This is a genomic window from Hyphobacterium sp. (genome assembly GCF_965217055.1).
GTDB lineage: Bacteria > Pseudomonadota > Alphaproteobacteria > Caulobacterales > Maricaulaceae > Hyphobacterium.
Genome location: NZ_OZ244227.1, coordinates 2212680 through 2235090, shown reverse-complemented (window position 1 = coordinate 2235090; position 22411 = coordinate 2212680). Strand labels below are relative to the sequence as shown.

Here is a 22411-nt window from a genome sequence, read left to right as displayed (position 1 = left end):
AGGAGGTTGCCATGCTCGTTTTGTTGTCGCCCGCCAAACTGATGAATTTCGACGAGGTATCCTCGCCGCCGCTGACCCAGCCCGAATTGCTGGACCGCACGGCCATCCTGTCGAAGACGACACGCAATCTGACGCGTCAGAAAATCAAGCAGATGATGGACTTGTCGGACGAGCTCGCGCAGCTGAACTATGAACGCTTCAAGGCGTTCGACCCCGAGAACAAGACTGGCAAGGCGGCACTCCTGACTTTTGCCGGCGATGTCTATCGAGGATTCCAGGCCGATAGCCTGGAAGCAGACGAATTGGATTGGGCGCAGGATCATTTGCGAGTCCTGTCCGGTCTTTATGGTGTGCTCCGCCCCCTCGACCGGATCCAGCCCTACCGGCTGGAAATGGGCACCAAGCTGCACACGCGCAAAGGCGAGACACTTTACGATTTCTGGGGCTCCGACATCGCCCGAACGCTCAATCACTCGCTGGAGAGCGTCGGTTCGGACACAGTGCTCAACCTCGCTTCAAACGAATATTTCAAGGCCGTGGACCGGAAAACCCTGAACGCGCGCATCATCGATGTCGCATTTAAGGAGGAAAAGGACGGCAAATCGCGGCCGCTCTTCATGTTCACCAAGCTCGCGCGCGGCCTCATGGCCCGCTGGATAGTCGAGAACCGGATCACCGACCCAGCTGACCTCACGCGCTTCGATGTCGAGGGCTACAGTTTCGACCCGTCAGCATCCAGCGACGGACGCCTGGAATTCAAGCGTCCACAGCCGGCTCCAAAATCGGTCCGCAAGGCCGCGTGAACCCTGAAGCGGGATATGGTGCATTGCAACATAATCTGCTAACCGCACCGGCATGAGTACGAATTCTGCCAATCTCGAAGGTCAGGTTGCCGTCATCACGGGCTCGACCAGTGGAATCGGCGCAGCCATGGCAGAGAGCCTGGCTGCTGCAGGGGCACACATTGTCCTGAACGGACTTGGCGATTCCAGCGAGATCGAAGCGCTCCGGACCCGGATTTCCGAGCGCCATGGCGTCGAGGCGCGCTATCACGCCGCCAACATGCTGAATGCCGCGGAGAGCGTAGATCTGGTCGAGTTTGCCATTCGCGAATTCGGGCGCATCGACATCCTCGTCAACAATGCCGGTATCCAGCACGTCTCGAAGATCGAGGATTTCCCGCCGGAAAAGTGGGATGCGATCCTTGCCATCAATCTCACCAGCGTCTTCCACACGATCAGGGCCGCTGTCCCGCACATGCGCAAGCAGGGGCGCGGCCGCATCGTCAATATCTCGTCCGCGCACGGCCTGGTGGCTTCGCCTTACAAGGCCGCCTATGTCGCGGCCAAGCACGGCGTCATGGGCCTCACCAAGACGGTCGCCCTGGAAGTCGCCGACGCCGGTATCACGGTGAACGCAATCTGCCCAGGCTATGTCCGCACGCCACTCGTCGACGGCCAGATTGCCGACACCGCCAAGGCGCGCGGCATGTCCGAGGAAGACGTCGTCAGGGAGGTCATGCTGAAGGCGCAGCCGACGAAGAGATTCGTCGAGTATGACCAGCTGACCGGACTGCTTGCCTTCCTCGTTTCGGATGCGGGCGCGTCCTGCAATGGCGCGGCCTACCCCGTCGATGGCGGCTGGACTGCCCAGTAGTCCGGCCCGGCCAGTTTCGCTCGCCCTGCAAGGGGGCGGAGCGCATGGCGCATTTACCTGGGGTGTGCTCGACAAGCTGGCCGAAGATGGTCGCATCCAGCCAACAGCCATGACAGCCACCAGTGCCGGCGCCATGAACGCGGTGGTCTTCGCCGACGGGCTCCGCCGCGACGGCCCGGATGGCGGCCGCGAAGCGCTCGAATCCTTCTGGCGAAAAGTGTCACGGTCCGGCTCCGCATTTCACCCGACGAGCGTCCCTGGAGCTGAAGCAGCCAGCCATTTCTTCCCATTCATGGATGCGCTCTCGCGAGTCACCAGCCCCTACGACCTCAACCCGTTCGATTACAATCCGCTGCGCGATATCCTGCGCGACTGTGTCGATTTCAAAGCTTTGCCGACGTGCAAGGACCTGCAACTCTTCATCTGCGCAACATCGGTCAAGACCGGCCGGCCGCGCGTGTTCAGCGGCACCGACATCACGGTCGATTCAGTGCTGGCTTCGGCCTGCCTTCCTTTCCTTTTCCAGGCCGTGGAGATCAATGGCGAACCCCACTGGGATGGCGGATACACCGGAAATCCGGCGATCTGGCCCCTCTATTACGTAGACACGCCTCGCGACATCCTGATCGTGAACCTCAATCCGATCGAGCGGGCAGACACGCCGAAATCCGCCGCAGACATCATGAACCGTGTCAACGAGATCACCTTCAATGCCTCGCTGCTTGCCGAGCTTCGTGCCCTGGCCTTTGTCAAGGATTTGATCGCCAACGACCAGCTCAAGGGCGAGGTTCGTGACAATTTCCGCGACATGCTGGTTCACGCGATCCGCGGTGACGATTCGGTTCGCAATCTGCGCCGTGACTCAAAATACGACACGCGCTGGTCGTCATTGACGGCGCTACGCGATGAAGGGCGAAAAGCCGCACATGATTGGCTTGAAAGCTGCGCCGACGATGTCGGCACGCGATCGACCATCGAGCTGCACGCCGATTTCCTCCGGAGCTAGGCGGCTTCGACGGTCAGCGTGCCGTCCGGTGCGGGCGTCGTCATCTCGAGCAGGAATTGCGGATCGGCATCCGGATCGAGCCAGTGTTTTTGCGATGCCGCATCGAGAATGACCGGCATGCGGTCGTGATAATCTTCCGCGTCCGCATTCGGCGTGGTGGTCAGGATTGTGAAAGTCAGCTGCTTTTCGCCATCTCCGCGATCACGGGCTTCCCAGAGACCGGCGAATACCAGCAGCGAACCGTCTCGCTTCGAAAAGCGCCACTTGGTCTTGGCGCCTGGCTGGCCGGTCCATTCATAAAAGGCCATCGCCGGCACGAGCGCCCGCTTGCGCTTGAAAGCGCTGCGAAACATCGGCTTCTCGGCAACCGTCTCCGAGCGTGCATTGAACATGGGCCGTTTCGGTTTCTCCTTCATCCAGCTGGGTTCCAGCCCCCAGCGCATCAGAACGACGCGCGTTTCGCCGTCTGCGCCGACCGCGATAACCGGCCCGGTATTGCCAGGAGAAAAATCGGAATCGGCCACAAAATCGGGCACGTCGAGCCCGAGCATTTCGCTGAGGGTCTTTGGGTCGACCTCGATGTCATAGCGTCCGCACATGGGGCTGCCCTTCTCGGCAATTCGCTTTAGCTTTACGCGCAGATTGCCAGCGTCAAGGAGTCCCATGTCAGAACCCAATCGACCGCTTGCATGCGTCGGCGTCGTCTGCCGCCGCGGCAACGACGTGCTTCTGGTCAAGCGTGGCCGCGAACCGCTCAAGGGTCGTTGGTCGATCCCCGGCGGCAAGATGGATTTCGGCGAGACCGTCCGCGAGGCCGCATTGCGCGAGCTCAAGGAAGAGACCGGCGTCGACGCCCGCATCACCAGATTGATCGACGTCGTCGATTCCGTCATGGCGGACAAGCATTACGTGCTGATCGATTTCGAAGCCGAATGGGTCAGTGGTGATCCGGTTGCTGCCGACGATGCGGAGGCCGCGGAATTCGTGCCGGTGGAAGAAGCCCTGAAGCGTGTCAGCTGGGACCGTACGCGGCAGGTCATCGCGCCTGCCTAGACCTCGCCCCAATCCTGCGCCAAACAGACGAAATGCGACTGCTTGCCATCATTATTGCCGTCATGCTGGCTGCGCCGGTTCTGGCCCAGACCAAGCCCGGGGCGCAGCCGGTCGAGGCACCTGTCGTCGATGACGCAGAGAGCCGTGCCGACCCTTTTCGTGATCCCGGACGGGCACTGCCCTATCTCGCTTACACGCTGGGGCAATTACATTACCTCGCCTACGCCTGCGAGGGCAGCGAGACCCAGCAATGGCGCGACCGCATGATCGAATTGCTCGAGCTGGAAGCGCCGATCTCCGGCTACCGCCGGGACCGTCTGATCGACGCATTCAATGACGGTTACCAGGTTGAACAGCGCGCACGCATCAATTGCGGCGCCGAGGCCGAGGCCGAGCGCCGCAACCTCGCCCGACGCGGCGCACAAATGAGCCAGGCGCTGCTCAACGAAGTGCTCGACTAGCCGTAATAATCGCCTTCGGCCGCGCGGAGCTTGGATTCTTCCTTGTGCGGTGGAAACACTTCCAGCTTCACATGCTGGCGCCGGTTCGTGGAAATCACGAAGAAACGCTTGTCCGGGTAGTCGATCTTGCACTCGAGCATGGCCGAGGTGATGAGATCGACATTCTTGGGGTCATCGTCCGACATGCCGAAACTGTGCGGCAGGTCCCGCCCATAGGCATCCAGGCCGCGTTCGACGCACATGCGGATCGCCTTGCGTTTCAGGCCTGCCGTTGTCAGGTGTGCGCCAAGCTCTGCCTTCACATTCGGGTTGGATACCCCGAAAATCGAGACATAGTTCGGATTCTCCGGAATTTCTCCGGCTTCGCATAGCAGGTTGATGCCTTGCTTGATCGTGGTCCGGGAATGCTGCCGCGCAGTGATAACGGCGATAGGCCGCTTTTTCAGGACCGCGTAGCGGAAGATGTCCCAGGACGGACCCTTCCATTGATCGGTCTTGAGCGCGCGGCGGATATCACGGTGCAGGTATTCCTCGCCGTTCCGGTCCTTGCCGTCGGCAAACTCACGGAACGCCTTTTCCGGCGGAGCCGCCCAGTCTTCCCAGTCGCCGGCCACGCCGAGATAGGCGCGGATGCCTTCGAATTCGCGCTGCGACATCGTCTTTTCTTCACCCGTCACCGTGTTCAGCAAGTGAACCTTGGTCGGCAGGTGGAGGATATTCTCGTCGATGTCGAAGAAATAGAAGCTCGTGCGTTCGCCCATCAGGCGCTCTCCTCCGGCAGCGTCTCCATGAAGCGGACCGGCTTGCCCGACGCCGGTTTGACCAGCTCGTCGTCGCGCATAACGGTCTGGCCGCGGATGATCGTCGCCATTGGCCATCCTTTGGCGATTTGCCCGGTGAAGGGCGACCAACCGCATTTTGACGCCACCCAGTCCTCGGTGATCTCGCGTTCAGCCTTGAGATCGACCAGCGTGAAATCGGCGTCCCATCCGACCGCCATCCGGCCCTTGTTGGCGATGGCAAATATCCGTTGTGCACCGTGACTTGTCAGGTCGATGAAGCGTTCAAGGCTCATCCGGCCCTCGACGACATGGGTCAGCATGATCGGCACCAGCGTCTGCACGCCGGGCATGCCTGACGGGCTTTGCGGATAGGGCTTGGCTTTCTCTTCCCGCGTATGCGGCGCATGGTCGGAGCCGACAACATCGAACAGGCCCTGTGCAACGCCTTTCCAGAGCCCCGCGACATGATCGGCCGAACGGATCGGCGGATTCATCTGCGCAAATCCCTTGAGCTCTTCATACGCTTCGGGCGCCGTCAGGGTGAGATGCTGCGGCGTCACCTCGCAGCTCGCAATATCGCGGTGCTGCTGCAGGAAATCGACTTCCTCCCTGGTGGAAATGTGCAGCACATGAATGCGTTTGCCCGTCGCGCGCGCGATCCGCACCAGGCGGCGTGTCGACAGGATCGCCGCCTCGGCATCGCGTACGTCGGGATGGCTCGTCCAGTCCCCGTCGCGCGCCAGCGAGCGCCGGTCGGCAAGCCGGTACTCGTCCTCGGAATGGAAGGCCGCGCGCCGCTTGATCGCCCGCAAAACCCGCTCGACCCCGGCATCGTCCTGAACCAGCAGCGAGCCGGTCGAGGCGCCCATGAACACCTTCACGCCGCAGCAGCCGGGCATCTGTTCCATGATGGTCAGCAGTTCGGCATTCTCGTTCGTCGCGCCGGCAAAGAAGGCATGATCGCAATGCATGCGGTTCGCAGCACGCGCCAGCTTGTCATTGAGCGCGTCCGGGTCGGTGGTCGTGGGTTCGGTATTCGGCATCTCGAACACCGCTGTCACACCGCCCATGACGGCCGCCAGCGAACCCGATTGCAGATCTTCCTTCCATTCCAGACCCGGCTCCCGGAAATGCACCTGGCTGTCGATGACGCCCGGCAGAACGGTCAGTCCGCTGGCGTCGAACACCTCTCCGGCATCGGCCTGCCGCAGATCTCCGATTGCGGCAATCTTGCCGTCGGTCACCCCGACATCGCCTGGTCCCCGCCCCGCGTGGTTGGCAATTTCGCCGCCGCGAATGATGAGATCGAAAGTCCGGCTCATGCCTCCTCCGTCCGTTCCAGTAGTTTTTTCGCCGCCTCTATGACGACCGGCACGCGCAAATCGTCCAGCAGGCTCGACGGATGCTGACGCCAGTTCGGAAATTCCGACAATGTGGCTTCCAGCCCGCGCGGCCCGCGAACAGTGGCGCACTTTTCACCATAGGGACCATACAGCAATTCATCGGAAGGCCCGAACAGGCCCAGTGTCGGCGCGCCCATCGCAGCCGCAATGTGCATGACACCGGAATCATTTCCGATGAACAGCCTTGCTCGCTCCACAACCGCGGCGACGTCGGAGAGATAGAGCTTGCCGGTCAGATCGAGCACGCCGGCGTCGGGCAATGCATTGATGATCGGGACGGCATGATCCTCGTCGCCCGGTCCGCCAACGATCACCACACCGGCTCCGCCCATCGCACCACCGGGTAAGACCAGCTCGGCGACAACCTCGGCGAAATTGGTTGCCGGCCACATCTTGAAGGGCAGGCTCGCCGAGGGACAGACTACCAGATAGTCGCGGCCTGCAGGCATCCATTTCAATGCACGTTGTCGCGCATCATCCGGCAGGTAGATCCGTGGGGCCGGCGGTGGATCGAGGCGCATCACGCCTGCCGCTTCCCTGACCTTGTGCATCTTCACACGGGTCCGCTTCAGCACGTTGCGGCGGCGGGCCCGCAACACAAAGGCAATGGCTGATCCGCGAAGGTCCACAACCAGGTCCCAGCGGGTCGCGAACACGCGCCGCCACAGCCCCAGCCAGTGCAGGCCGAGCGGCTTCTTGCGCAAGATGATCAGCCGTTCCAGGCCGGGCGTATGTTCCAGAATCGGCTGTGCGAGCGGGCCGCATGCCACGGTGACGCGCGCTTCCGGATATTGCTGGACGAGATGGTCCAGCACGCCGGAATTGATCACGGCATCGCCGATCCGCGTCGAGGTGATGAAGAGTATCCGCTTCATGGCGAGCGGATTAGCCCATGCCTGCCCCCTTGGCCAGCGGCAGGCTCAATGCCATATGGCACGCATGACATTGTCCACCTTCCAGCTCTCCGACCGCGTCGTCTTATCCATCACCGGCAAGGACACGCACGATTTCCTTCAGCGGGTGATCACAACCGATATGAGCGGCCTTGCCGCCGGCGAAATCCGCTCCGGCGCACTGCTCACACCGCAAGGCAAGATCGTCGTCGACTTCCTGGTCCACGGCCGGCAGGACGGCGTATGGATTGACGTGTGGCGGGAAGCGGCGGAGAGCCTCTTGAAGCGGCTGACCCTGTACCGCTTGCGAGCGGATGCCCAGATCGAACTGGGAGGCGATCACGCCGTAATTGTCGGGACAGGGCAACCCGATCCGCGCTCTGACGCTTTGCCACGCCGGGCTGTCCTGGAGCCCGGCAACGACCCGGATGCTGCTGCCCGACAGGCAACGCTCGAAATCGCTGCGGGCGTGCCGGCATTCGGCCGCGATTATGGCGAGGCGGAAGTCTTCCCGACGGACGTCAATCTCGATCTTTTTGGCGGCATTGGCTGGAAGAAGGGCTGCTTCATCGGTCAGGAAGTGCTCTCGCGCATGAAGCGCCGCGGTACCATCCGCAAGCGTTCGGTTCGGATTACCGACTCAGGCGAGATGTTGCCGGCGGGCGCTGATCTGGTCGCAGGCGATCTCGTCATCGGCCAACTGACGTCCGTCGATGGAAGCTGCGCGATTGCCAGGATACGCACTGACCGTCTCGAAAAGGCGGACGCCGCCCTCACCGTGGACGGGACACCGGTCGAAGTGCATCTCCCCGGCACCGACTGACAGGCGGGCCTCGCCAAGCTCGCAGACCGTCGCTAAAGCTCGGAGCATGACCGCATCCACACTGAAGCGTTGCCCCTGGGCACCGGACAGCGATCCGCTTTATGCCGCATACCATGACAAGGAATGGGGCGTTCCCGAATACGATTCGCGGGCGCTCTGGGAAAAGCTGGTCCTGGATGGCATGCAGGCGGGCCTCGCCTGGATCACCATTCTGCGCAAGCGCGAAACGATCCGCGAAGCTTTTGATGGTTTCGATCCGCACAAAGTGGCCGCGTACGGTGATGAAGACATAGCGCGATTACTGGCCAATCCCGGCATCATCCGGTCGGCTGCCAAGATCAACGCCGCGATAGGTGGGGCCCGGATCTGGCTCGACATGCATGAGCACGGTGAGGACTTTGCCGGCTATCTCTGGTCCTATGTCGACGGCAAGCCGCTTCAGAACCATTGGCCGTCCATGGCTGACGTGCCGGCGAAAACACCGCTCAGCGAGGCGATTTCTGCGGACCTGAAGAAGCGGGGTTTCAAATTTTGCGGACCTGTTATCGTCTATGCCTTCATGCAGGCTGTCGGCATGGTCAATGATCACCTGATAGGGTGCCCGCGCCATGCCGAAGTCCGGTCGATAGGAGATCGAGAATGCGCCGCGCTGTGATCACTTGCATTTTGGCTGTTGGCTTGACGAGCTGTTCGACGCTGAACTGGCCACCCGGCGGCGACGATGAGTTGACCGCACAGGAAATTTCGGAACGCGATTGCCGGCAGTCGCGCTCCACCGATCCGGTCGCACGAGGTGAATGGGTTTGCGAGAACCCGCGCACCGGCGAAGTGGAACGCCAGGACCGGCAACCGGTCTATGATCCGGACGGGCGATAGCGAGGGGCAAGAAACCAGATGACCGGTGTAATCATTCGCTCCAGCGGCCTCTGGACGCCGCCCGAAAGCGTCAGCAATGAAGAGCTCGTCGCATGCTACAATGCGTGGGTCGAGCAATGGAATGCCGACAATGCCGATGCAATTGCCTCCGGTCAGATCGAGGCAAAGGCACCCTCCTCGACCGGATTCATCGAGAAGGCATCCGGCATCAAGTCGCGTTACACGATCGACAAGGCGGGCGTGCTCGATATTACGCGGATGCGCCCGGAAGTCCGCCGGCGCGATGATGATGAGATCTCGGTCATGGCCGCAGCCGGAATCGCGGCGGCGCGCGACGCACTCGAGTCGGCCGGCCGCAATGCGCACGATGTCGACGGCGTCATCTGCTCGGCAACGACCATGCAGCGGACTTATCCCTGTATCGCGATCGAGATTCAGCACGCGCTCGGCATCGATGGATTCGGCTACGATATGAGTGTTGCCTGCTCGTCCGGAACGTTCGGCCTGATAAACGCGGTGAATTCCATCGCCACCGGGCAAGCCCGCTCCATCCTGGTCGTGACACCGGAAATCACAACGCCGCAACTCAATTTCCGGGATCGCGACAGCCATTTCATTTTTGGCGATGTCGCCGTCGCCTTCCTGGTTGAGCGCGACGACAGGGCCGAGGATGGCTGGTCCATTCTCGATACGCGAATGAAAACGGCCTATTCGAACAATATCCGTTCGAATTTCGGGTTCCTCAACGCGAGCGAAAAGCCGGAGCCCTCATTCGAAGACCGGTATTTCGTCCAGGAAGGCCGCAAGGTTTTCAAGGAAGTCTGCCCGATGGTGGCCGAACTGATCCTCGACCAGCTCGAGCAGAACCAGCTGGCGGCTAATGACATGAAGCGGCTTTGGCTGCACCAGGCCAACATCAATATGAACATGATGATCGCGCGGAAGGTCTACGACCGTGAATTCTCTGCAGAGGAAGCGCCGGTCATCCTGGATGAATTTGCAAACACCGCCGGTGCCGGATCCCTGGTGGCCTTCCATCGCCATTCGGACGGCTTCGCCAATGGGGACAAGGGGCTGCTCTGTTCTTTTGGAGCGGGTTATTCCATTGGTTCGGTGATCTTGGAGAAACGAGCAGCATGAGAGATTGCATTATCCGCTCGGTCGGCTGGACCGCGCCAGAAGCCAGTATATCGAACACCGAACTCGTCGCGGTCTTCAACGCCTACGCCGAACGTTTCAATACAGAGAATGCCGCCGCCATCGAGCGCGGTGACCTCGATGCCATCCCGTTCTCCAGTGAGCAGTTCATCGAACAGGCCTCGGGCATCTTGAACCGCCATGTTGTCGACAAGGTCGGCCTGATGGACATCGACCGCATGCGCCCGCGCATCCCGCACCGCGAGAAGGAAGCCCTCGCTTTCCAGGCAGAATTCGGCCTTTCGGCGGCACGCAAGGCTCTGGAAAAAGCGGGCCGCACCGCTGACGATATCGACGGCGTCATTGTCGCCTCTTCCGCCCAGCAGCGCAATTTCCCCGCCGTATCGGTCGAGATCCAGAACGCGCTCGGCATGACCCGCGGCTGGGCTTTCGACATGACCATGGCCTGTGCCTCCGCGATTTTCGCCATGCAGCAGGCGCGCGAACTGATCCGCACCGGCCAGGCCGACGCAATCCTCATCGTTTGCCCGGAAATCATGAGCGCGATCAATCACTACCGCCGCCGCGAGGTTCACTTCATTTTCGGCGATGCAGCCGCCGCCGTGCTGCTTGAGGCGGGCGATCGCGAACCCGGCGGCTGGGAGCTGCAGGGCGTGCGCCTTGAAACCAAATGGTCGAACGCTCTGCGCTCCGATTTCGGCTTCATGAACCATACCGAGTTCGAGGACGGCGAGGAATTCGAAGCCTTTGTCGACCAGGATGGCCATCGCGTTTTCCGTGACGTGATTCCGCTCGCCTCGTCGGTCTCCTCGCAACTGATCGCAGACCTCGGCTACAAGCCGCAGGACATTCGCCGCGGCTGGCTCCACCAGGCCAATATCCGGATCGTCCAGGCAGTCGTGAAGAAGGCGCTTGAGCGTGAGCCCGACGCCGATGCCGCGCCGATCATCCTGAACGAATATGGCAACACCTCGTCCTCGAGCGTGTTGATGACCTTCGATCTCAATTCGGCGGACATGAAAACCGGCGAACGCGGCCTGATGTGCGCCTTCGGGGCCGGTTATGGCTGTGGTGCCGCGATCATCGAAAAACGCTAGGAGCCGGTCATGCGCGCCGCCTTTCTCTCGACCTCAATGCTTCTGGTTCTGACAGCCTGCAGCGCGCCGGAAGACGCCGACACAGAGATCGCGCAAGGCGAGGCGCCCGTAGAGGAAGCAGCAGAGACAGAAACGCCGGCGGCATCTGAAGACGAAGCAGCTGCTGTTGGCTTGCCCGCCAATGACATCGCGCTGGCCGATATCGCCTGGACCGACGGTCTGCCACAGCTTGGCGAGTTTGCCATTGTCACGTCGGCTGGCTCCTACGACAACCAGCCGGCTTTCGACGCGGCTGGCGGGTTTTATTTCACGACGGAATCCCCGGGCGCCAACACCGACATTCACTACCGCGGACCCGGCGGTGAGATCCGCCCGATCACGCGGACGCCGGATGAGAGCGAGTATTCACCGCGTCCTTCCCCAAACGGTGCCTCGGTCACCTACATCCACCAGCCCCCCGGACAAGTCGGCGGCCAGGCCTGGCGGCATCAGCTCGAAGGCGGCAATGCGGAGCCCATACATCCTTACGGGCCTGCAGGCTATTACGCCTTGTCGGGCGACCAGCGCCAGCTCGTGCTGTTTGCGCTGACCGACCCGTTCACCCTGCTCTGGTTTGATATCGAAAGCGGTGAGCAAGCCGAGATTGCAACCGGAATTGGCCGGGCGCTCTATACATCACCGGACGGCACAGCGGCCTATTTCACCCTGCCCCAGTCTGACGATAGCTGGACAGTCAATCGCGTCGATTTTGCCAATCGATCCGTCATCGAACTGTTTTCGCTGCCGGGTCAGGCGCAAGACTATGCCGTCTTCACCACGCCGCAGGGCGAGACCGGCTGGTTTTCCGCTTCCGATGGCACGCTCATGTTCCGGCTCGGGGACGCCGGCGAGTGGTCCGCGGTCGCATCCCTTCAAGCATTAGGCGAAGGTGAGGTCACACGCTTGGCGGTCTCGCCGAACGCCGACCGCCTCGCCCTGGTCGTCGCGGAAACCGACTAGACTTTCACCACATCCGTGATCTTGTGGGTGAGGTCTTCCCCGTCCGCTTCGTGAATGGTGATGTATTCGCCCTTGCGCAACACGTGATCGCCAAGGCGGAATACAGGCTCGTCGGGGCCCTCATCCTCTTCATCATAGCGGAAATACCAGTGACTGCCGCGATGCGTGAGCCAGCCATCGGCTTTTTCGTCTTCATCCGGCGAGAAACGCAGAACGATGCATTTTTCCTTGTTTTCACGCCATAACTTCAGATCAAGATGACCGCTCGCATCGAGCGGCGCTACGATCGTGTAGCCGCGATGATCGTCACCGTCCGGAAAACTGGTCCCGGGATTTCGCGTCAACCGCATCACTACCCGATAAAGCGCCATTGAATCTTTCTCCTTAATGCCGACGAATTAAGCTCGCACCGGCCCTGACCGTCAATGAGCCAGCAGCAATGCCGGACCATCCGTCGCAGCCATCAGCGTCCGGGTCACGCCGCCGAAGACGAACTCGCGCAGTCGCGAGTGTCCGTAGGCGCCTGCGACGAGCAGGTCGATTCCCTCTGCGCCTTTCAGCAATCTCTCGCCGACGCTGCCTTCGAACTGGTCGATATCGACGGTATCCGATCGCTTTCCACGAACGGAGAGCCAGTCATAGAAGCGGTCGACAGATGCGGTGCGACGGTCGCGGTATTCGAGCCCGCGATTCGATTGCAGGACGATGATCTTGTCGGCAGCCGAAATCAGCGGTGCCGCGGCATAAATTGCGCGCGCGGCTTCACGCGAGCCATCCCAGCCAATCGCAACGCTTTTTGGCGGCTCGTCCTCATCGCTTGCAACATAGATCGGGGTTTGCTCGTCGATCAGCACAGCCGTGACCAGTTCCGCGAGCGGACCATTTCCGGAGGCCGCGAACCGCGAGGTGACAACCAGGCGCGATAATCGCGTTTCCGCTGCTGCATCGGCGGGCTGATCGGAGATCCGCAGGAACCGTCCGCGCACCGCAGTCAATTCGGCGTATTCCAGAGCATCGATGAAGGTGTTCTTTGCGCGCTCTGCACACATGTCCGATTCCTGCTGGATCGAAGACAATGCGCCGGCCATCACGGAGGCGGCCGCACCGCTCGGCCCCGCCCACATCATGAAATCGCTCGGGTCCGGCTCGAGCAGAATTGCGTCCAGCGTAGCGTCGAAGCGCGATGCCAGGCGGGCAGCGACCCGCGACGGGACAGTATCCACATCATCGCCCTGCAACGTGATTATGATTCGCTCTTTGGCCATCGCCCACCCCGTTCCAACAGCATTCCGTCGCTTGATATCAATCCTATCAGGATTAGGAAGGAACAGACCCCATAGCCGCAGATAATTCAAGGACGAAGCGAATTGACAAGGCGCCTACATGCCAAGGGTGAACAATCTCGCGCCTGGCAGCGAATGCTGTCGGGCCGCCGATTGGATCTGCTCGACCCTTCACCACTCGACATCGAAATCGAGGACATTGCGCACGGCCTGGCCCGGGTCGCGCGCTGGAATGGCCAGACGAAGGGTGCACACGCCTTCTCCGTTGCCGAGCACAGCGTCGTTGTTGAACAGATCGTCGGTCATATCTATCCGAGGCTGCAACCGCATTGGCGGCTGGCGGCGCTGTTGCACGATTCCTCGGAATACGTGATCGGCGACATGATCAGCCCGTTCAAGTCAGCACTCGGCGTCAACTACCGTGAATTCGAGGACCGGCTGGAGGCCGCCGTGCATATCCGCTTCGGGCTGCCCCCGCGGGCACCGGTCGAGGTCAAACGGAAGATCAAGCGGGCGGATCGCATCTGCGCGCATCTCGAAGCCATCCAGATCGCGGGTTTTGGCGAAGAGGAGGCCCGCCAGTTCTTCGGCCGTGTGCCGCCAGACCTCGATGTCCAGATTCGTCCCCTGCCCCCGAACAAGGCACAAGCGCTGTTCCTGGATCGCTTCGAAGCGCTTTCCGCGGACCTCGCAACGACGCCGAAGAGGCGGTCAGCATGAGCCTTCCGCCCGTCGTGATCGGACTGAATGCGGTGGTCGTAGCCGCGGGCGAGGAAGCCCCCCAAATTCTAGTGATTCCAAGGGAAGGTGCAGATCCGTCATTGCCATTTGGCCCGTTCGATCCGGCCCGTCACCGCACATTCGAGATCGGTTTGCGGGAATGGGTCAGCGAACAGGCACATTTTCAGCTTGGCTATGTCGAGCAATTGTACACTTTTGGCGATCGCGGTCGCGAAGCCCCGCTCGCCGACCTGCCGTCTTCCACCGAGGCTCGGATAATTTCCGTTGGCTATCTCGCACTCACACCCGAGGCCACGGCGCTCTCCGCCGGTGGCGGCGAATGGCGCAGCTGGTATCACTACTTTCCGTGGGAAGACTGGCGCCAGGGCAAACCCGAGATCATGTCCCAGCACATCGAACCGGCCCTTCGACGCTGGGTGGACGAGGCGGAAACCGAAGGCCGGCGTGATAGCCGGCGCGACCGCGCGCGAATTACCTTCGGGCTCGATGGCCGCGGCTGGAACGAGGAGCGCTGTCTCGACCGGTATGAGTTGCTGTACAGCGCCGGTCTGATCGAGAAATCCGCGCGCGATCGGCATTCGGCAAACACAAGTGTGCCTGTGGGGCAGCCCATGGCCTCGGACCATCGCCGGATCATGGCGACGGCGATCAGCCGACTCCGCGGCAAGCTCAAGTACCGACCCGTCGTGTTCGAACTGATGCCGGAAAGGTTCACGCTGTCCCACCTCCAAAAAACCGTCGAGGGCATTGTCGGCTACCCGCTGCACAAACAGAACTTCCGGCGGGCGCTCGAGCGCACCGGCTTTGTGGAAGGCACCGGCAAGATGCTGGCGCAAACCGGTGGCCGGCCTGCCGAGCTTTTCCGCTACCGTCGCGAAGCCTTGCGTGAAGCGCAGGCGACCGGCATTTCCACGCCGAGACTGAACTGATCCTTTCGTCGCAAATCTCTTGACGATACCCCCGGGCGAGCCTATTTAGGCTCAACAAGAGCAAAAGGCGGTCACCCACCTGACCGCCTTTACGCAGGCTCATATAATGCTCATTTTGAGCATAAGGGAGATTCGCATGGATCGGATGGACTGGACCAGCCCCAACTGGAAGTGTGAACCGGGCCATCTGGCCGATGAACCAGAAGATCAGCTGATCTTCGACGACGCCGTGAAAGCGGAAACGGACCATCTCTACGCGCGTGTGAAAGACGTCATTTTGCCGGACGAATGGCCGGCTTTTGCGCCACTGATTGCCGCCATCAACCGGCTCAAGAAGGAGAAAGGCGCAATCATTCTGGCGCATAACTACATGACGCCGGAGATATTCAACTGCGTCGGCGACTTGTCCGGCGACAGCCTCGCGCTCGCCCGGATGGCCGCCGATGTGCAGGAAGACATCATCGTCCAGGCCGGTGTGCACTTCATGGCCGAAACCGCCAAGATCATGTCTCCCCACAAGACGGTACTCATCCCGGACATGCGCGCCGGCTGTTCGCTTGCCGAAAGCATCAGCGGCGGCGATGTCGCCTCGATCAAGGCCAAATACCCCGACTATCCGATCGTCACCTACGTGAACACTTCAGCCGCCGTGAAGGCCGAGGCCGATGTCTGCTGCACGTCGAGCAATGCCGTCCAGGTCACAGAATGGGCCGCGAAGGAATGGGGTACGGACACGGTAATCCTTATGCCTGACGAGTTTCTCGCCCGCAATGTCGCAGCCAACACCGACATCCGCATCCTGACCTGGAAGGGCAGCTGCGAAGTCCATGAGCGCTTCACGGCCGACGATGTCGAAGCCCTGCGTGAAGGTCATCCCGGCGTTGTTGTGCTGACCCACCCGGAAAGCCCGGTAGACGTCGTGCGCGCCGCCGACTTCGCCGGCTCGACTGCCGCCATGGCAAAGTATGTGAAAGACAACAAGCCGGAAAAAGTCGTGCTGCTGACCGAGTGCTCGATGAGCGACAATGTCGCCGTCGAGAACCCCGGCGTGAACTTCGTGCGGCCGTGCAATCTCTGTCCGCACATGAAGCGCATCACGCTGCAGAACATCTATGACTCGCTCCGCTATGGCCGTTTTGAGGTCGAGGTCGACGACGATGTCGCGGCGCGGGCACGTATCTCGATCCAACGAATGCTGGACTTGCCAAAACCGGCCACGCCGGCGCAGTTCGATCGCGACAGGGCACCCGTAGCGGTCGACCTGGTCTGACTCTATGACCGCCCCTACACTCATTGTCGGAGCCGGCATAGCCGGTCTCTGGACGGCACTCAGCCTCGCGCCAAATCCCGTCATTCTGCTCACCGGTTCACCGCTTGGCGAGGGCGCCGCGACGGGTTGGGCGCAAGGTGGGATTGCTGTGGCCGCCGGCGCGGACGACAGCGTTGATTCGCATGCGAAAGATACGCTGGCCGCCGGCGCCGGATTGAGTGACGGGACCGCGGCGCAAATTCTGTCGGACGGTATCGCCGGCGAGATTGAGGAATTGCGGGCGCTCGGCGTGGCCTTTGAAACCGATGGTGCCGGAAGTCTGGCATTGGGCCTCGAGGCCGCGCACACCCACCCGCGCATCGCCCATATCGGTGGCGACCAGGCCGGCGCCGAAATTCTCACCGCGCTGATCAGGGCGGTTCGCGCGGCCGGCCATATCGAGATCCGCAAGAACTGGCGGGCGCTGGCCCTGCTGCCGGCCCGGGACGGAAGCTGTGCCGGCGTTCTCGCCCGCGATTTCTCCGGCGCCGAGCATCAGGTTCGGGCCGCGGACACCGTTCTCGCCATCGGCGGCTATGGCGGCCTGTTTGCGCATACCACGAGTCCGCCGGGCGCGACCGGCGGCGCCATCGCCATGTCCCACCGCATAGGCGCCGACATCGCCAACCCCGAATTCGTGCAATTCCACCCGACCGCCATTCATACCGCGGGCGACCCGCTGCCGCTGGCGACAGAGGCGTTGCGTGGCAGGGGCGCACGGCTGATCAACGAAGACGGCGAAAGCCTTACCGGTGGCGATGACCTCGCGCCCCGCGACATTGTCGCCCGCGCCGTATACCGCGCGGTCATGGCAGGACGCGGGGCCTATCTCGATGGCCGCCGTGCCGTCGGTCAGGACTTTCCCGAGGACTTTCCTGCCGTTTTTTCTGCCTGCATGGCAGCCGGCATCGACCCGCGCCGCCAGCCCATCCCCATTGTCCCGGCCGCACATTACACCATGGGCGGAATTGCCACCGATCTCGACGGACGGACCAGTGTCCGGGGACTCTGGTCGGTCGGGGAGTGCGCCTGCAATGGCTTGCATGGTGCCAACCGTCTGGCCTCGAATTCGCTGGCCGAGGGGCTGGTGTTCGGCAAGCGCGCGGCGCGGTCGATTAGCAACAACCCTAGCGCCTTGTCCGATCCGATCATGGTCCCAACGCCGCCCGTCCTGCCACGCACCGTGCTTTACGGATTGCGCACTGCCATGAGCCGGCTCGCCGGCGTTGAGCGCGACGCTTCCGGTCTGCGTGATCTTGCAAGCCGGGTGGAACGATTGGCGGCGCGCTACGGCGATACCGACGAGATCATCACCGCGCGGGTGATTGCCAACGCCGCGCTCGCGCGCCGTGAAAGCCGCGGCGGTCATTATCGAACCGATTTCCCGCGAAGCTTGCCGACGGCGAAGAACACGCTTATCGCCGGTTGCAGCCAAGAAGAACTGGTCGCTGCGGAATGATCCCACCTCTGCCGTCCGAAATCGTCCGCGATACTGTGCGCCGTGCATTTGCCGAAGACGTCACCGGTGCCGGTGACGTCACGTCGCTTTCGGTGATTCCGTCCGGCGCCAATGCGACCTTCGAGATTCGTGCCCGCGAAAACGGCGTGGTGTGCGGCATGCAGGCAGCGGTGGAAGCGTTCAGCCAGGCCGGCCCCGAGATTTCGCTCGATGTTCTGGCCAATGACGGTGACCCGACCGAACCCGGCGAGACGGTGATGACCGTGGCCGGAAATGTCCGCGACATTCTTCTGGCGGAGCGAACCGCCCTCAATTTTCTCGGCCGCATGAGCGGCATCGCGACGCTGACGCGTCGCTATGTTGACGCGATTGTCGGCACCAGGGCAAAAATCGTCCACACCCGGAAAACCACGCCCGGCTTGCGCGCCTTCGAGATCCAGGCCGTTCGCGCCGGAGGCGGATCACCGCACCGCTACAATCTCTCCGATGCTGTTCTGATCAAGGACAATCATGTTGCCGCAGCGGGCAGCCCGGCAGCGGCTGTTCGTGCCGCGCGCGCCAATGTCGGTCACATGGTTCGCGTGTCCTGCGAAATTGACCGCCTCGAAGACCTGGCGAGCGTGATGAAGGCCGGCGCCGATATCGTCCTGCTCGACAATTTCCCGCTGCAGGACCTTGAAGCGGCCGTGGTCCAGGCTGCCGGCAGGATCGTCCTGGAAGCGTCCGGCGGCGTCACGCTCGATACGGTCGCCGACATTGCCGCAACCGGCGTCGACATTATTTCCGTCGGCGCTCTGACGCACTCCGCGCCGAACTTCGATTTTGGACTGGACGCGGTCTAGAGATCGCGTTGCCGGTTACGCAATTCCTCGCGTTCCCGGCGGTTCGGGAAGCGGTAGAAGATGTGCGTGCCGATCTGGCCCGTCTGGACCAGCGAATCATTCCAGTGCGGATCGACCGCCGTGGTGTGATAGTGCGTCGCCCGGCGCGTGCGCGGCGGCGCGAAGCCAAGCGCGACATGTTCCGCCACCAGCTGCGAACGGCGCCAGGAACGACCGCGTGGCGCCCGCTCCATGGAACCATCACACGTAAAGCTGAACTGGCAGCCGGTTACCCGTTCCGAGCCCTCGTACACGACGCCGCAAATCGTTTGCGGATAGACCCGGTGGTTGACCCGGTTGAGGATCACTTCGGCAACCGCCGTCTGGCCGGCAAAGCTTTCGCCCCGTGCCTCGTAATAGATAGCCTCGGCCAGGCAGTGGATTTCCGAAGTGCTGAACCGCGCGCGATTGATATGCGTGGCATCGAAGGTCCGCAGATCCTCGCTCACCGGGCGCATGAGGACGCGTGCGCCCTCCAGCTCGTCTGCGGCAAGCGACAGCGACGCCGCCTGCAAACCGTAGGGGGCCGACCAGCCCAGCAAGTCCTCGGAGGCAATATGACGGCTCGCAAGGTCGCGCCAATAGGCAGCATCGTCCTGATACTCGGCCCGCAGCCCTGCCAGGGGCAGCAATGCCGCCGTCACGATGACGCTTGCAGCCACCATCGCGTAGCGTTTGATGTCCTGCCAGCGGACAGTAGAGATTTTATTCGCCTTGGCGTTCATGACAGCCCCAAAATGCGTATGGTCCGATTCCGGGGCTTTAGCGCAATAGAATGACTATCAGCTGAATGCCAACCGGCGTTCGGGCGCGGTCGATTATAGGCCCCGCCCGGCATCGTCAAGTTAATGTCGGGACAACAATTGGGTCAGCTGGCGGACAGTTTCAATAGCTGTCGCCTGTTCTCTACTGGATTCAAGGCATTAGCCTTTGGACTTCAGCGCCGCCTGTGCGGCAGCAAGTCGCGCCACCGGCACCCGGTATGGCGAACAGGACACATAATCGAGCCCGACCGAATCACAGAACTGGATCGACGCCGGATCGCCACCATGCTCGCCGCAAATCCCGAGCTTCAATCGCTCGCGAACACCGCGGCCGCGTTCGGCGGCAATGCGGATGAGATCGCCGACTCCATGCTGGTCCAGTGTCACGAACGGATCCTTCTCGAAAATGCCCTGCTCGATATAGTCGGGCATGAACTTGCCGGCATCGTCGCGCGACAGGCCAAACGTGGTCTGTGTCAGGTCATTGGTCCCGAAGGAGAAAAACTCGGCTTCCTCGGCGATATCGTCGGCGCGCAGCGCAGCGCGCGGCAATTCGATCATCGTGCCGATAAGGTATTCCGGCGCCTTGCCGCTTTCATCCTTCACCTCGTTGGCGATGCGCGCCACGGCGGCTTTCAGGATCGCCAGCTCCTGCGCGGTCGCGACCAGCGGGATCATCACTTCGGCGACGGGCTTCACGCCGGTCTTCTTCTCGACATTGACCTGTGCTTCAAAAATGGCGCGCGCCTGCATCTCGTAGATTTCCGGGAAGGTAATCCCCAGGCGGCAGCCGCGATGCCCGAGCATCGGATTGGATTCAGACAGCGCACCGGCGCGCTCCATCAGCGCAGCGGCGGACAGGCTGGTCGCCTCGGCGACGGCATGAACATCTTCCTCCGTGTGAGGCAGGAATTCGTGAAGCGGAGGATCCAGCAAACGGATCGTGCAGGGAAGGTCTCCCATGATTTCGAAGATCGCTTCGAAGTCGGCCCGCTGCATCGGCAGGATCTTGGCCAGCGCCGCCACCCGCCCTTCCCTGGATTCCGAAAGGATCATTTCCCGGACGGCCGCGATCCGGTCGGCGTCGAAGAACATGTGCTCGGTCCGGCACAGCCCGATCCCTTCTGCGCCGAAATCCTTCGCCGTCTGGACGTCGGCGGGCGTCTCGGCATTGGTCCGCACCTTCATCCGCCGGACCTTGTCGGCCCATTCCATGAGCTTTGCGAAATCGCCGGTGACTTCCGGCTGGATCATCTTCACCTCGCCGGCCAGCACTTCGCCCGTCGCGCCATCAATGGTGATGAAATCGCCTTCCTTCACCGTGCGGCCACCGGCGGTAAACTGCCGTGTATCATAGTCGATCCGTACCGAGCCTGCGCCCGAGACGCAGGGCCGGCCCATACCGCGGGCGACGACGGCGGCGTGCGAGGTCATCCCGCCACGCGCCGTGACAATGCCCTCGGCGGCATGCATGCCGTGAATGTCTTCCGGGCTGGTCTCGACGCGCACCAGGATCACCGGCTCGCCCTTGGCGGCGCGCGCTTCGGCATCGTCGCTGTCGAACACCACAACACCGGCGGCCGCCCCCGGCGAAGCCGGCAGCCCGGTCGCCAGCACGTCACGCGTCGCGTCCTCGGCGATCATCGGGTGCAGGAGCTGGTCCAGTTGTGACGGGTCAACCCGCATCACGGCCTCTTCCTGCGTGATCAGGCCAGCACTGGCGAGATCGACCGCAATCTTCAGCGCCGCCTTGGCGGTGCGCTTGCCGTTGCGGGTCTGCAGCATCCACAGCCGGCCACGCTCCACCGTGAATTCGATATCCTGCATGTCGCGATAGTGCCGCTCGAGAACGTCGAACACTTTCGCAAGCTCGTCATAGCTCTCCGGCAGGGCTTCCTGCATGGACGGCTGAGTATCGCCCATTTCCTCGCGCATTGCCTGCGTCAGGCATTGCGGCGTGCGGATGCCGGCGACCACGTCCTCGCCTTGCGCATTGATCAGGAACTCGCCGTAATAGCTGTTCTCGCCGGTCGACGGGTTGCGCGTAAAGGCGACTCCCGTCGCGGAGGTTTCGCCCATATTGCCGAAAACCATGGCCTGGACATTGACCGCCGTGCCCCAGCTCTCCGGGATGTCGTGCAGCTGGCGATACTTGATCGCCCGCGCCGTCATCCAGCTGTCGAATACGGCGCGGATCGCCCCCTGCAATTGCTCGCGCGGATCGGTTGGAAAATCGCGGCCCAGCGCATCTGCGGCCGCGCGCTTGTAATCGCCAACGATCTCGACCCAGTCCTCGGCCGACAGCTCGGTGTCGAGCGCGTAATCGCGCTCGTCCTTGAAGGTCTCGAGGATCTCTTCGAAGATCGAATGGTCGAGGCCGAGGACCACATCCGAATACATCTGGATGAAGCGGCGATAGCTGTCATAGGCAAAGCGCTTGTCGCCCGAGAGCTCTGCCAGCCCTTCCGCGGTCTCGTCATTGAGGCCGAGATTGAGCACCGTATCCATCATCCCCGGCATCGACGCCCGCGCACCTGAGCGCACCGAGACCAGCAGCGGATTGGCCGGATCGCCGAAGGATTTCTCCGTCGTGGCTTCCAGCGCCTTCAGCGCGGTATCGATCTGGGCATCAAGATCGGCCGGGAAGGATTTCTCGTTCTCATAGTAAGCGACGCAGACCGCCGTGGTGATCGTGAAGCCCGGCGGCACCGGCAGACCCAGCCGCGCCATCTCCGCGAGGTTCGCGCCCTTGCCGCCAAGGAGCTCGCGCATGTCCGCATCGCCCTCGCTGGAACCGCCACCGAATGCATAGACCCACTTCGTCGCGCTCATCGTCGT

General features: G+C 62.1%; 24 protein-coding genes. 16 read left to right on the top strand and 8 right to left on the bottom strand.

Annotated elements, in window-relative coordinates:
* Positions 1–11 precede the first annotated feature (11 nt).
* The 3 genes from yaaA to ACOOFN_RS11055 are packed head-to-tail and all read left to right on the top strand — an operon-like array spanning position 12 to position 2662.
* A complete protein-coding gene (yaaA, locus tag ACOOFN_RS11065; RefSeq protein ID WP_420431429.1) occupies positions 12–803 on the top strand; it encodes a peroxide stress protein YaaA in 792 nt (263 codons plus the stop codon).
* A 52-nt stretch (positions 804–855) separates the two neighbouring features.
* Entirely contained in the window at positions 856–1656 is an 801-nt protein-coding gene (locus ACOOFN_RS11060) for a 3-hydroxybutyrate dehydrogenase (protein WP_420431427.1), read from the top strand.
* Complete coding sequence (locus ACOOFN_RS11055) at positions 1613–2662, top strand: patatin-like phospholipase family protein (protein ID WP_420431425.1); 1050 nt, start codon at positions 1613–1615, stop codon at positions 2660–2662. The genes ACOOFN_RS11060 and ACOOFN_RS11055 overlap by 44 nt, the downstream gene beginning before the upstream one ends.
* Here the strand turns inward: ACOOFN_RS11055 and ACOOFN_RS11050 are convergent.
* Positions 2659–3327: an SOS response-associated peptidase gene (locus ACOOFN_RS11050; RefSeq protein ID WP_420431423.1), complete on the bottom strand. Its 669-nt coding sequence runs from the start codon at positions 3325–3327 to the stop codon at positions 2659–2661. The genes ACOOFN_RS11055 and ACOOFN_RS11050 overlap by 4 nt on opposite strands.
* Between ACOOFN_RS11050 and ACOOFN_RS11045 the strand changes: the two genes are divergently transcribed.
* Both ACOOFN_RS11045 and ACOOFN_RS11040 read left to right on the top strand, forming a co-directional pair.
* Entirely contained in the window at positions 3326–3715 is a 390-nt protein-coding gene (locus tag ACOOFN_RS11045) for an NUDIX hydrolase (protein ID WP_420431421.1), read from the top strand. The two genes, ACOOFN_RS11050 and ACOOFN_RS11045, sit on opposite strands and share 2 nt — an antisense overlap.
* Positions 3716–3747: 32 nt before the next feature.
* A complete protein-coding gene (locus tag ACOOFN_RS11040) occupies positions 3748–4176 on the top strand; it encodes a TIGR02301 family protein (protein WP_420431419.1) in 429 nt (142 codons plus the stop codon).
* On the opposite strand, the gene ACOOFN_RS11035 is transcribed toward ACOOFN_RS11040, so the two are convergent.
* Genes ACOOFN_RS11035 through ACOOFN_RS11025 form a run of 3 tightly spaced genes read right to left on the bottom strand, consistent with a single transcriptional unit; the run spans position 4173 to position 7236 of the window.
* Positions 4173–4937: a hypothetical protein gene (locus ACOOFN_RS11035; RefSeq protein WP_420431417.1), complete on the bottom strand. Its 765-nt coding sequence runs from the start codon at positions 4935–4937 to the stop codon at positions 4173–4175. The genes ACOOFN_RS11040 and ACOOFN_RS11035 overlap by 4 nt on opposite strands.
* A complete protein-coding gene (locus ACOOFN_RS11030; RefSeq protein ID WP_420431415.1) occupies positions 4937–6280 on the bottom strand; it encodes a dihydroorotase in 1344 nt (447 codons plus the stop codon). Before ACOOFN_RS11030 ends, ACOOFN_RS11035 begins: the two co-directional genes overlap by 1 nt.
* A complete protein-coding gene (locus tag ACOOFN_RS11025) occupies positions 6277–7236 on the bottom strand; it encodes a glycosyltransferase family 9 protein (RefSeq protein WP_420431413.1) in 960 nt (319 codons plus the stop codon). Before ACOOFN_RS11025 ends, ACOOFN_RS11030 begins: the two co-directional genes overlap by 4 nt.
* Here ACOOFN_RS11025 and ACOOFN_RS11020 point away from each other — a divergent pair.
* Genes ACOOFN_RS11020 through ACOOFN_RS10995 form a run of 6 tightly spaced genes read left to right on the top strand, consistent with a single transcriptional unit; the run spans position 7217 to position 12207 of the window.
* Positions 7217–8077 carry a YgfZ/GcvT domain-containing protein gene (locus ACOOFN_RS11020; RefSeq protein WP_420431411.1) on the top strand — a complete coding sequence of 287 codons (861 nt, stop codon included), beginning with the start codon at positions 7217–7219 and terminating at the stop codon, positions 8075–8077. The two genes, ACOOFN_RS11025 and ACOOFN_RS11020, sit on opposite strands and share 20 nt — an antisense overlap.
* 46 nt (positions 8078–8123) lie before the next feature.
* Entirely contained in the window at positions 8124–8732 is a 609-nt protein-coding gene (locus tag ACOOFN_RS11015) for a DNA-3-methyladenine glycosylase I (RefSeq protein WP_420431409.1), read from the top strand.
* A gap of 23 nt (positions 8733–8755) precedes the next feature.
* On the top strand, positions 8756–8953 hold the full coding sequence (locus ACOOFN_RS11010) for a hypothetical protein (protein ID WP_420431407.1): 198 nt from the start codon (positions 8756–8758) through the stop codon (positions 8951–8953).
* Between the two features lie 18 nt (positions 8954–8971).
* Positions 8972–10093: a beta-ketoacyl-ACP synthase III gene (locus tag ACOOFN_RS11005; RefSeq protein ID WP_420431405.1), complete on the top strand. Its 1122-nt coding sequence runs from the start codon at positions 8972–8974 to the stop codon at positions 10091–10093.
* A complete protein-coding gene (locus ACOOFN_RS11000; RefSeq protein WP_420431403.1) occupies positions 10090–11208 on the top strand; it encodes a beta-ketoacyl-ACP synthase III in 1119 nt (372 codons plus the stop codon). Before ACOOFN_RS11005 ends, ACOOFN_RS11000 begins: the two co-directional genes overlap by 4 nt.
* Positions 11209–11217: 9 nt before the next feature.
* Entirely contained in the window at positions 11218–12207 is a 990-nt protein-coding gene (locus tag ACOOFN_RS10995) for a hypothetical protein (RefSeq protein WP_420431401.1), read from the top strand.
* Here the strand turns inward: ACOOFN_RS10995 and ACOOFN_RS10990 are convergent.
* Both ACOOFN_RS10990 and ACOOFN_RS10985 read right to left on the bottom strand, forming a co-directional pair.
* Positions 12204–12578, bottom strand: coding sequence for a hypothetical protein (locus ACOOFN_RS10990; RefSeq protein ID WP_420431399.1), 375 nt, complete (start codon positions 12576–12578; stop codon positions 12204–12206). The genes ACOOFN_RS10995 and ACOOFN_RS10990 overlap by 4 nt on opposite strands.
* Positions 12579–12629: 51 nt before the next feature.
* Positions 12630–13472 carry a universal stress protein gene (locus tag ACOOFN_RS10985; protein WP_420431397.1) on the bottom strand — a complete coding sequence of 281 codons (843 nt, stop codon included), beginning with the start codon at positions 13470–13472 and terminating at the stop codon, positions 12630–12632.
* Between the two features lie 153 nt (positions 13473–13625).
* Between ACOOFN_RS10985 and ACOOFN_RS10980 the strand changes: the two genes are divergently transcribed.
* From ACOOFN_RS10980 to nadC, 5 genes are all read left to right on the top strand, one after another.
* Positions 13626–14210 carry a hydrolase gene (locus ACOOFN_RS10980; RefSeq protein ID WP_420431395.1) on the top strand — a complete coding sequence of 195 codons (585 nt, stop codon included), beginning with the start codon at positions 13626–13628 and terminating at the stop codon, positions 14208–14210.
* On the top strand, positions 14207–15160 hold the full coding sequence (locus ACOOFN_RS10975) for an NUDIX hydrolase (protein WP_420431393.1): 954 nt from the start codon (positions 14207–14209) through the stop codon (positions 15158–15160). The genes ACOOFN_RS10980 and ACOOFN_RS10975 overlap by 4 nt, the downstream gene beginning before the upstream one ends.
* Positions 15161–15296: 136 nt before the next feature.
* Positions 15297–16430 carry a quinolinate synthase NadA gene (gene nadA, locus ACOOFN_RS10970; RefSeq protein ID WP_420431391.1) on the top strand — a complete coding sequence of 378 codons (1134 nt, stop codon included), beginning with the start codon at positions 15297–15299 and terminating at the stop codon, positions 16428–16430.
* 4 nt (positions 16431–16434) lie between these two features.
* Positions 16435–17928: an L-aspartate oxidase gene (locus ACOOFN_RS10965; protein ID WP_420431389.1), complete on the top strand. Its 1494-nt coding sequence runs from the start codon at positions 16435–16437 to the stop codon at positions 17926–17928.
* Entirely contained in the window at positions 17925–18770 is an 846-nt protein-coding gene (gene nadC, locus ACOOFN_RS10960) for a carboxylating nicotinate-nucleotide diphosphorylase (protein WP_420431387.1), read from the top strand. The genes ACOOFN_RS10965 and nadC overlap by 4 nt, the downstream gene beginning before the upstream one ends.
* Here the strand turns inward: nadC and ACOOFN_RS10955 are convergent.
* On the bottom strand, positions 18767–19534 hold the full coding sequence (locus ACOOFN_RS10955) for a cell wall hydrolase (protein ID WP_420431385.1): 768 nt from the start codon (positions 19532–19534) through the stop codon (positions 18767–18769). The genes nadC and ACOOFN_RS10955 overlap by 4 nt on opposite strands.
* Before the next feature lie 198 nt (positions 19535–19732).
* Complete coding sequence (ppdK, locus tag ACOOFN_RS10950; RefSeq protein WP_420431383.1) at positions 19733–22405, bottom strand: pyruvate, phosphate dikinase; 2673 nt, start codon at positions 22403–22405, stop codon at positions 19733–19735.
* Positions 22406–22411: the final 6 nt, after the last annotated feature.

Bases quoted from the DNA above. Each gene is read 5' to 3' on its own strand.
- ACOOFN_RS11045 (WP_420431421.1), top strand. From the start codon at position 3,326: ATGTCAGAACCCAATCGACCGCTTGCATGCGTCGGCGTCGTCTGCCGC.
- ACOOFN_RS10975 (WP_420431393.1), top strand. From the start codon at position 14,207: ATGAGCCTTCCGCCCGTCGTGATCGGACTGAATGCGGTGGTCGTAGCC.
- ACOOFN_RS11055 (WP_420431425.1), top strand. From the start codon at position 1,613: ATGGCGCGGCCTACCCCGTCGATGGCGGCTGGACTGCCCAGTAGTCCG.
- ACOOFN_RS11020 (WP_420431411.1), top strand. From the start codon at position 7,217: ATGAAGAGTATCCGCTTCATGGCGAGCGGATTAGCCCATGCCTGCCCC.
- ACOOFN_RS11035 (WP_420431417.1), bottom strand. From the start codon at position 4,937: ATGGGCGAACGCACGAGCTTCTATTTCTTCGACATCGACGAGAATATC.
- ACOOFN_RS10980 (WP_420431395.1), top strand. From the start codon at position 13,626: ATGCTGTCGGGCCGCCGATTGGATCTGCTCGACCCTTCACCACTCGAC.
- ACOOFN_RS11040 (WP_420431419.1), top strand. From the start codon at position 3,748: ATGCGACTGCTTGCCATCATTATTGCCGTCATGCTGGCTGCGCCGGTT.
- ACOOFN_RS10990 (WP_420431399.1), bottom strand. From the start codon at position 12,578: ATGGCGCTTTATCGGGTAGTGATGCGGTTGACGCGAAATCCCGGGACC.
- ACOOFN_RS10985 (WP_420431397.1), bottom strand. From the start codon at position 13,472: ATGGCCAAAGAGCGAATCATAATCACGTTGCAGGGCGATGATGTGGAT.
- ACOOFN_RS11050 (WP_420431423.1), bottom strand. From the start codon at position 3,327: ATGGGACTCCTTGACGCTGGCAATCTGCGCGTAAAGCTAAAGCGAATT.
- nadA (WP_420431391.1), top strand. From the start codon at position 15,297: ATGGATCGGATGGACTGGACCAGCCCCAACTGGAAGTGTGAACCGGGC.
- ppdK (WP_420431383.1), bottom strand. From the start codon at position 22,405: ATGAGCGCGACGAAGTGGGTCTATGCATTCGGTGGCGGTTCCAGCGAG.
- nadC (WP_420431387.1), top strand. From the start codon at position 17,925: ATGATCCCACCTCTGCCGTCCGAAATCGTCCGCGATACTGTGCGCCGT.
- ACOOFN_RS11005 (WP_420431405.1), top strand. From the start codon at position 8,972: ATGACCGGTGTAATCATTCGCTCCAGCGGCCTCTGGACGCCGCCCGAA.
- ACOOFN_RS11030 (WP_420431415.1), bottom strand. From the start codon at position 6,280: ATGAGCCGGACTTTCGATCTCATCATTCGCGGCGGCGAAATTGCCAAC.
- ACOOFN_RS11025 (WP_420431413.1), bottom strand. From the start codon at position 7,236: ATGAAGCGGATACTCTTCATCACCTCGACGCGGATCGGCGATGCCGTG.
- ACOOFN_RS10955 (WP_420431385.1), bottom strand. From the start codon at position 19,534: ATGAACGCCAAGGCGAATAAAATCTCTACTGTCCGCTGGCAGGACATC.
- ACOOFN_RS11000 (WP_420431403.1), top strand. From the start codon at position 10,090: ATGAGAGATTGCATTATCCGCTCGGTCGGCTGGACCGCGCCAGAAGCC.
- ACOOFN_RS10965 (WP_420431389.1), top strand. From the start codon at position 16,435: ATGACCGCCCCTACACTCATTGTCGGAGCCGGCATAGCCGGTCTCTGG.
- yaaA (WP_420431429.1), top strand. From the start codon at position 12: ATGCTCGTTTTGTTGTCGCCCGCCAAACTGATGAATTTCGACGAGGTA.
- ACOOFN_RS10995 (WP_420431401.1), top strand. From the start codon at position 11,218: ATGCGCGCCGCCTTTCTCTCGACCTCAATGCTTCTGGTTCTGACAGCC.
- ACOOFN_RS11015 (WP_420431409.1), top strand. From the start codon at position 8,124: ATGACCGCATCCACACTGAAGCGTTGCCCCTGGGCACCGGACAGCGAT.
- ACOOFN_RS11060 (WP_420431427.1), top strand. From the start codon at position 856: ATGAGTACGAATTCTGCCAATCTCGAAGGTCAGGTTGCCGTCATCACG.